Origin of the sequence: Kutzneria sp. 744 (assembly GCF_000568255.1) — a bacterium.
Taxonomy (GTDB): domain Bacteria; phylum Actinomycetota; class Actinomycetes; order Mycobacteriales; family Pseudonocardiaceae; genus Kutzneria.
Window position 1 is genome coordinate 2,334,717 of the sequence record NZ_KK037166.1, and the last position, 6,571, is coordinate 2,341,287.

Consider the following 6,571-nt stretch of genomic DNA (forward strand, 5'->3'; position numbering starts at 1 on the left):
GTCCTCGCCCCGAGGTGAAACCGGGTTTCGCCGTGGTGCCGAGCGGCTATCCTCCTGGCCTCATGATCAGGGACTTCTTCGCGGGCATCGGCCTGCTGCTGCGGGGCTTCGGCATCGTGTTCCGGACGCCCCGGCTCCTGCTGCTCGGGGCGCTGCCGGCGGCGCTGACCGGCGGTCTGCTGCTGGCCCTGGTGATCACGCTCGGGATCTTCGCGCCGGACCTGGTCGCGCTGGCCACCCCGTTCGCGGACGGCTGGGACCACACCTACCAGGAGATCTTCCGGGATCTGGTGGCCGTGGCGCTGGTGATCGCGCTGCTGTTCCTGGGGCTGCTGCTGTTCGCCGCGGCGACGCTGGCCATCGGCGCGCCGTTCTACGAGTCGATCGCGCGGCGGGTCGAGGACCAGCTCGGCGGCGTGCCGACCGAGCACGACACGTCGTGGTGGGCCGACACCGTGGACAACGCCAAGGTAGTGGGCGCCTCCGCACTGCTGGCGATTCCGATGTTCCTGTTCGACCTGGTGCCGGTGGTCGGCGAGACCGTGGGGCCGGTGATCGGCGTCTGCGTGAGCGCCTGGCTGTTCGGTCTTGAGCTCAGCGTGGTGCCGTTCTCGCGGCGGGGGCTGCCGCTGGCGGCCCGGCGGCACCTGCTGGGGCAGCGGCGCGCGATGGCGTTCGGCTTCGCGCTGCCGGCGTATCTGCTGTGCCTGGTGCCGCTGCTGGCGATCATCGTGATGCCGGCGGCCACCGCGGGCGGCACTCTTCTGGCCCATCGGCTGCTGAAACAACAGGCACAGGCCCCTGCCCGGCTGGGCCGACCGGACGCGGAAAAGCCTTTCTAGGCCTACTCTCCTCCCAGATCGATCTTGCTTCCGGGAGGCTGCGATGCGGTGGCAGGCCGTGGGACTCGCCTTGGCGCTCATGGTCGGGACGGCGGTGCCCGCCCATGCCGCCGCCGACTGTTCCGATGTGACCGTGCCGGTGCAGCTCGACGTCCTGCTGCCGGCCGAGGTTCACGGGCAGCTGTGCGAGCCGCCGGGCGGGTCCGATCGCGTGCAGCTGCTGGTTCACGGGGCGACCTACGACTCGCGGTACTGGGACGAACCCGTTGCGGACGGCCGGTTCTCGTACATGCGACGGGCTTTGGCCGACGGCTGGGCAACGCTGGCCATCGACCGCGTCGGCTACGGCGCGAGCACGCGCGAGCCCAGCGCGTTGCTGACCGCATCGACGCAGGCCCTCACCGTGCACCAGGTCGTGTCGTCGCTGCGGGCCTCGTTCGGCACGGTGTTGCTGGTCGGGCACTCCGTCGGCAGCGCGGTGGCGTTGATCGAGACCTCCCTGTACAACGACGCCGATGCCTTGGCGCTCACGGCATTGACGCACCGGGTGTCGCCCGAGGCCTTGGCTTCGGCGCTGGCCGTGGACGTCCGACCGGTCACCGTGGACCCCGGCCGGTTGGCTTCGGAGTACGACCCCGGTTATCTGACGACCGTGCCCGGCCGGCGGGCGGCCCTGTTCTACGGACCGCACCCGAATCCCGCGATGCTGGCCTACGACGAGGCGACCAAGGGCGTCGTCTCGTCCACCGAGATGGCTGACGCGATCGCCCTCGGTTTCGCCCTGCCCACGTCGTTGGCCGTCACGCGGCCGGTGTACCTCGTGGACGGTGGCCTGGACGCCTTGTTCTGCGGGAAGTTACTCGGCGGCGACTGCTCCGACGCCGACGCGCTGGCGGCCGAGGAGAAGCCGTACTTCGCCAACGCCAGCAGCTTCACCGCCGCCGTGCTGCCCGACGCCGGCCACGACCTCAACTTCGAGCCGCGCGCGGCCGTGTACGAGGACGCCTTGAACGCCTGGGCCGACACCGTCGGCTGAGGGGTGTCATTCCTGGCCGCGGATCACCTTGCGCAGCTTGGGAACCCGCTCGGACAGGGCCCGCTCGTTGCCGCGGTTGGTGGGGTTGTAGTAGTCCCGGCCGACGAGGTCGTCCGGCGGGTACTGCTGGGTCAGCACACCCTCGGGCACGTCGTGGGGATAGCGGTAGCCCTGGGCGTTGCCGAGCTTCTTGGCGCCGGGGTAGTGGCCGTCACGCAGGTGCGGGGGCACGGTGCCGGCGGCGCCCTTGCGGACGTCGGACAGGGCGGCGTCGATGGCCACGACGGTGGAGTTGGACTTGGGCGCCGTGGCCAGGTGGATGGCGGCCTGGGCCAGGTTGATGCGGGCCTCGGGCATGCCGATGAGCTGCACGGCCTGGGCGGCGGCGACGCAGACCTGGATGGCGGTGGGATCGGCCATGCCGACGTCCTCGCTGGCGTGCACGACGAGACGGCGGGCGATGAAGCGCGGGTCCTCGCCGGCCTCGATCATGCGGGCCAGGTAGTGCAGCGTGGCGTCCACATCGGAGCCGCGGATGGACTTGATGAACGCGCTGATCACGTCGTAGTGCTGGTCGCCGTCACGGTCGTAGCGGACGGCCGCCTTGTCGACGGTGGCCTCCAGCGTGGCCAGGTCGATGACGTCGGCGCCGGTGGACTGGGCCGACTCGGCCGCGGCCTCCAGCGCGGTCAGGGCGCGACGGGCGTCGCCGCCGGCCAGCCGGACCAGGTGGTCCTCGGCCTCGGGCGACAGGGTCGGCGAGCCACCGAGTCCGCGCTCGTCGGCGACGGCCCGGCGCACGACCTCCCGCACGTCCTCGTCGGTGAGAGATTTCAGTTGCAGCACAAGGGATCGGGACAGCAGCGGGGAGACGACGGAGAAGAACGGGTTCTCGGTGGTCGCGGCGACCAGCAGCACGATCCGGTCCTCCACCGCGCCGAGCAGGGCGTCCTGCTGGGTCTTGGAGAACCGGTGCACCTCGTCGATGAACAGCACGGTCGCCTCGGCGGTCCGGCCCAGGCGTCGGCGCGCGTCGTTGATGACCTCGCGGACCTCCTTCACGCCGGCCGACAGCGCCGACAGGGCCACGAAGCGCCGCCCGGTGGCCTGCGAGACCAGCGTGGCCAGGGTCGTCTTGCCGGTCCCCGGCGGGCCGTAGAGCATCACCGAGGCCGGCGCGGCGCCCTCCACCAGCCGGCGCAGCGGCGCGCCCGGGCCGAGCAGGTGCCCCTGGCCGACGACCTCGTCCAGCGAGCGCGGCCGCATCCGCACCGCCAGCGGGGCGTTGGCGGCCACCTGGGCCTTGCTCCGCTCCTCGACGTCGGCGCCGAACAGCCCGCCGTCGTACAACTGGTCGCTCATAGGTTCGACGTTACAACGCCCGCGCGTGTGAGATACTCGTTACCCGTGCCGTCAGCTTCCGTTCATCCGCGCGTCGTGCTGCTGGCCGGGCCCTCGGGTTCCGGCAAGTCCACCCTCGCCGCCCGCCTGGGCTGGCCCGTGCTGAACCTCGACGACTTCTACCGCGAGGGCGCCGATCCGCTGCTGCCCCGCGACGCGGCCGGCCGGGCCGACTGGGACGACGACAACTCCTGGAACGCCGCCGACGCGCTGGCCGCCGTGGTCGAGCTGGCCGCGACCGGCGAGGTGTCCGCGCCGGTCTACTCCTTCGGCGAGGACCGCCGCACCGGCTGCCACCGGATCGAGTTGGGCGACTCTCCGCTGTTCTTCGCCGAGGGCCTGTTCGCCGACCGGCTCGTCGCCGGCTGCCGCGACGCCGGCGTGCTGGCCGATGCCCTCGTGCTGGCCCCGTCCGCCGCGAAGACGTTCGTGCGCCGCCTCGTCCGTGACGTTGCCGAGCACCGCAAGCCCGTACCGCTGCTCCTCCGCCGCGGCCTGCGCCTGTGGCGGGAGCAGCCGGCCGTCGTGCGCCGCTGCCTGAACGCCGGCATGCGCCGCACCACCCCCGACCGTGCCGCCGCCGAACTGGTCTCCTTCACCGCCGCCACGGCTTCCGCCGCCTAGTGCCGCCGGTCGTCCTCGTCGACCTCGACGACACCCTCATCCCGGACGTCTCCGCCGCCCGCGCGGCGATCGGCCTGGTGCTGCGGGAGTTCTCGCTTTCCGTCGACGTCGACGAGGTGCTGGCCGCCGTCCGCACGGTGTGGCGGGCCAACGCCTTCCGCGGGCATCGGGAGGTCGAGCGGGTCAGCTCGTGGGAGGCCCTGTGGGCCGATTTCGCCGAGCTGCCACTGCCTTCGGACGCTTCGTCCTCGCTCGCCGGCCACGCCGTGCGGGCCTGGCGGGTCGCCTGTCCCGGCGCCGACGCCGAGGCCCTGGACAGCGCTTACCGTCGGCACCGGGCGGCGCTGGTGCGGGTGTTGCCCGGCGTCGAGGCGGCGTTGGATCGGCTGGCCGCCGGGCACAGTCTGTGGCTGGCCACCGACGGATGCCGTTCGCTGCAACGCTTCAAGCTCAGACTGTCCGGGCTCGGCGACCGTTTCGAGCGGGTCCTCGTCTCCGGCGAGGTCGGGTGGCCCAAGGGCAGCCCCGAGTTCGCCACCGCCGTCCGCACCGCCCTGGACGGCCGTGCCGTCTGCCTGCTGGCCGGCGACAGCGGCACCGACCTCACGCTGGCCTTGAACGGAGGCTGGCCCGCCGTCCACATCTGCGGCGCCGTCCCGTGCTCCACCTCCGGCCGCCACAGCCCCGACTTCGCCGGCGTGCCCTCGTTCTGCCGCTGCTAGCCCGGGATCACCGCCACCGCCACGATCTCCACCAGCTGGCCGCTGTAGCCCAGCATGCTCACCCCCAACAGCGTCGAGCTGTGCGGCCCCTTCGCCAGCCCCGACGCCGTCACCACGTCCCACACCGCCACCAGATCCGACGGCTGCTCGGCCACCACGTACACCGTCGTGTTGACCACGTGCTCCAGATCCGTGCCCGCCTGCCCGAGCTGCTCGCCCAGGTTCGCCAGCACCTGCTCCGCCTGCCGCACCCGGTCGTTCGCCCCGACCAGGTTCCCCTCCTTGTCCAGCGGCACCCCACCCGCCGTGAACACCAGCCGCTCCCCCGCCTCCACCACAACACTGTGCGAGTACATTGGGGGCGTAAACAGCGCGGGCGAGATCCTATGAGTGGCCATGGCACGGTTCTACCCGGCCTGCGTCGATAGGTAAAACGGTTTTGATCCGAGCGGTCATTTCGCGCTTCGAAACAACCCTGGATGGCACCATGTTCCACGCCTTGACCACACATGACGGCGGCGACTCGGATGGCAACGACAAGTAACCATCACATACCGAGCGTCACCTGTCATGAGAGTTCCTTCCGTTTCAGGTCGACCCGCATGCCGAGGCGACCGTCGATGGGAACGTCTCGGCCGACGAGGCTTATCTCCTGGCAACCGGAGCTGTTACATCGGGACACCAGCAGGAAGTGCGAGTCGTCCGACCTGAATCCAATCGGGTCATAGAACGCCTCTTCTCCGGCCGGCAGCACCACCGTGTATTCGAGCAGATTCAGCGGAGGCTTGACCCGCACGCAGAAGTCATCCGGCAGACGATCGCCCATCAACCGTGCGGATTTTGCCGGCCAGTACATCTCTATCAGCATGCTGAATTCGTTTCCACAGTGAATCGGCACGGGGAAGTGCACAAGTACTTCCATCCGGCCGTCATCCACCCAGTGTCTCGTCACCTCGTGTCTGGTCCCGCCGATCCCTTCGACTGCGACGCTTCGCACCTGAACGTGTACCCGTCGACGCGTCTTCAGTGGTTGGTTCTGTCCGGAGCCGACGCAGAATCGGTAGAACCTCAGCCGGTCACAGGTCACCACGGCATGAACGGTGACCTGCGCGACCGCGTCCCCGTTGTCGTCGATGCGCTGGTGCTCGATCCACCGGGTGAGCCGCCAGGACGACTGGTTGTCTTGGAGAAATGCCCTGCAGTGTCCGATCAGCAGGCGTTCACACAACTCGCTTCGGCGCCGCAACTCCGCCCGGCTGGCCGCAAGCAGAAGGACCAGGCCCAATGACGCGAGCAGGACGGCGACCACCGCTCCCGCCTTTGCCACGGCGTCCCCCAACACCACGGAAAGCGCCCCGCCGAAGGCAATCACGCCCAAGCCGCCTTCGACCAGGCCCACGACGCCGGCCCGGGTGAGATAGCCGTCGAGCCATGCAATGAAGCTCCGCAGCACCTCGCTCGCCTCCCCCAGCCACAGTGACCGCACCCTCGGCCCGTCCACGGCGTGCCGGCCGAGAGGGTGTGTGTAGCCGAGGAATGCGGTCGCCGACGGATGTGTCACCTGGGCGCAGCAGTCCGCGAATGCGTCAATCAGCCGTCCGGCGTGACCGGTCAGATGGCGCGGTCGGGCCAGTAGGGGTGGCGGAGGACCTTCTTGAGGATCTTGCCAGTGGCGTTGCGGGGCATCTCGGCGACGACGTCGATGCTGCGGGGGACCTTGTAGCCGGCGAGGCGCCGGCGGGCGTAGGCGACGAGGTCGTCGGGGTCGAGGGAGTGGCCGTCGACGGGCTGGACGACGGCCTTGACGGACTCGCCCCAGCGGTCGTCGGGCACGCCGATGACGGCGACGTCGGCGACGTCGGGGTGCTCGGCCAGGACGCGTTCGACCTCGGGCGAGTAGACGTTCTCGCCGCCGGTGATGATCATGTCCTTGACCCGGTCGACGA

General features: G+C 70.3%; 7 protein-coding genes and 1 pseudogene. 4 read left to right on the plus strand and 4 right to left on the minus strand.

Annotated features, from left to right (window positions below; translation table 11 throughout):
- The first annotated feature begins 62 nt into the window (after nucleotides 1–62).
- Both KUTG_RS10445 and KUTG_RS10450 read left to right on the plus strand, forming a co-directional pair.
- Entirely contained in the window at nucleotides 63–842 is a 780-nt protein-coding gene (locus tag KUTG_RS10445) for an EI24 domain-containing protein (RefSeq protein ID WP_052394293.1), read from the plus strand.
- A gap of 43 nt (nucleotides 843–885) precedes the next feature.
- Complete coding sequence (locus tag KUTG_RS10450; RefSeq protein ID WP_043716580.1) at nucleotides 886–1,878, plus strand: alpha/beta hydrolase; 993 nt, start codon at nucleotides 886–888, stop codon at nucleotides 1,876–1,878.
- A gap of 6 nt (nucleotides 1,879–1,884) precedes the next feature.
- Here the strand turns inward: KUTG_RS10450 and KUTG_RS10455 are convergent, their stop codons facing one another.
- The gene (locus KUTG_RS10455; RefSeq protein ID WP_043716581.1) at nucleotides 1,885–3,240 is read right to left on the minus strand and encodes a replication-associated recombination protein A; all 1,356 of its coding nucleotides are present in this window, start codon (nucleotides 3,238–3,240) and stop codon (nucleotides 1,885–1,887) included.
- Nucleotides 3,241–3,285: 45 nt separating this feature from the next.
- On the opposite strand from KUTG_RS10455, the gene KUTG_RS10460 reads away from it, so the two are divergent.
- Together KUTG_RS10460 and KUTG_RS10465 are read left to right on the plus strand one after the other, a co-directional pair.
- Nucleotides 3,286–3,903, plus strand: a complete 618-nt coding sequence (locus KUTG_RS10460; RefSeq protein WP_043716583.1) for a uridine kinase family protein — start codon at nucleotides 3,286–3,288, stop codon at nucleotides 3,901–3,903.
- The gene (locus KUTG_RS10465) at nucleotides 3,903–4,625 is read left to right on the plus strand and encodes an HAD family hydrolase (protein WP_043716584.1); all 723 of its coding nucleotides are present in this window, start codon (nucleotides 3,903–3,905) and stop codon (nucleotides 4,623–4,625) included. The genes KUTG_RS10460 and KUTG_RS10465 overlap by 1 nt, the downstream gene beginning before the upstream one ends.
- Here KUTG_RS10465 and KUTG_RS10470 read toward each other — a convergent pair.
- From KUTG_RS10470 to KUTG_RS10475, 3 genes and pseudogenes are all read right to left on the minus strand, one after another.
- Entirely contained in the window at nucleotides 4,622–5,023 is a 402-nt protein-coding gene (locus KUTG_RS10470) for a RidA family protein (protein WP_043716585.1), read from the minus strand. The two genes, KUTG_RS10465 and KUTG_RS10470, sit on opposite strands and share 4 nt — an antisense overlap.
- 170 nt (nucleotides 5,024–5,193) lie before the next feature.
- A complete protein-coding gene (locus tag KUTG_RS60965) occupies nucleotides 5,194–6,078 on the minus strand; it encodes a hypothetical protein (RefSeq protein WP_198047087.1) in 885 nt (294 codons plus the stop codon).
- Between the two features lie 158 nt (nucleotides 6,079–6,236).
- Nucleotides 6,237–6,571: pseudogene (locus tag KUTG_RS10475) on the minus strand (long-chain fatty acid--CoA ligase); the annotation flags it as partial.

Coding starts and splice junctions, on each gene's coding strand:
- KUTG_RS10470 (WP_043716585.1), bottom strand. CDS start 5,023: ATGGCCACTCATAGGATCTCGCCCGCGCTGTTTACGCCCCCAATGTAC.
- KUTG_RS10455 (WP_043716581.1), bottom strand. CDS start 3,240: ATGAGCGACCAGTTGTACGACGGCGGGCTGTTCGGCGCCGACGTCGAG.
- KUTG_RS10445 (WP_052394293.1), top strand. CDS start 63: ATGATCAGGGACTTCTTCGCGGGCATCGGCCTGCTGCTGCGGGGCTTC.
- KUTG_RS10450 (WP_043716580.1), top strand. CDS start 886: ATGCGGTGGCAGGCCGTGGGACTCGCCTTGGCGCTCATGGTCGGGACG.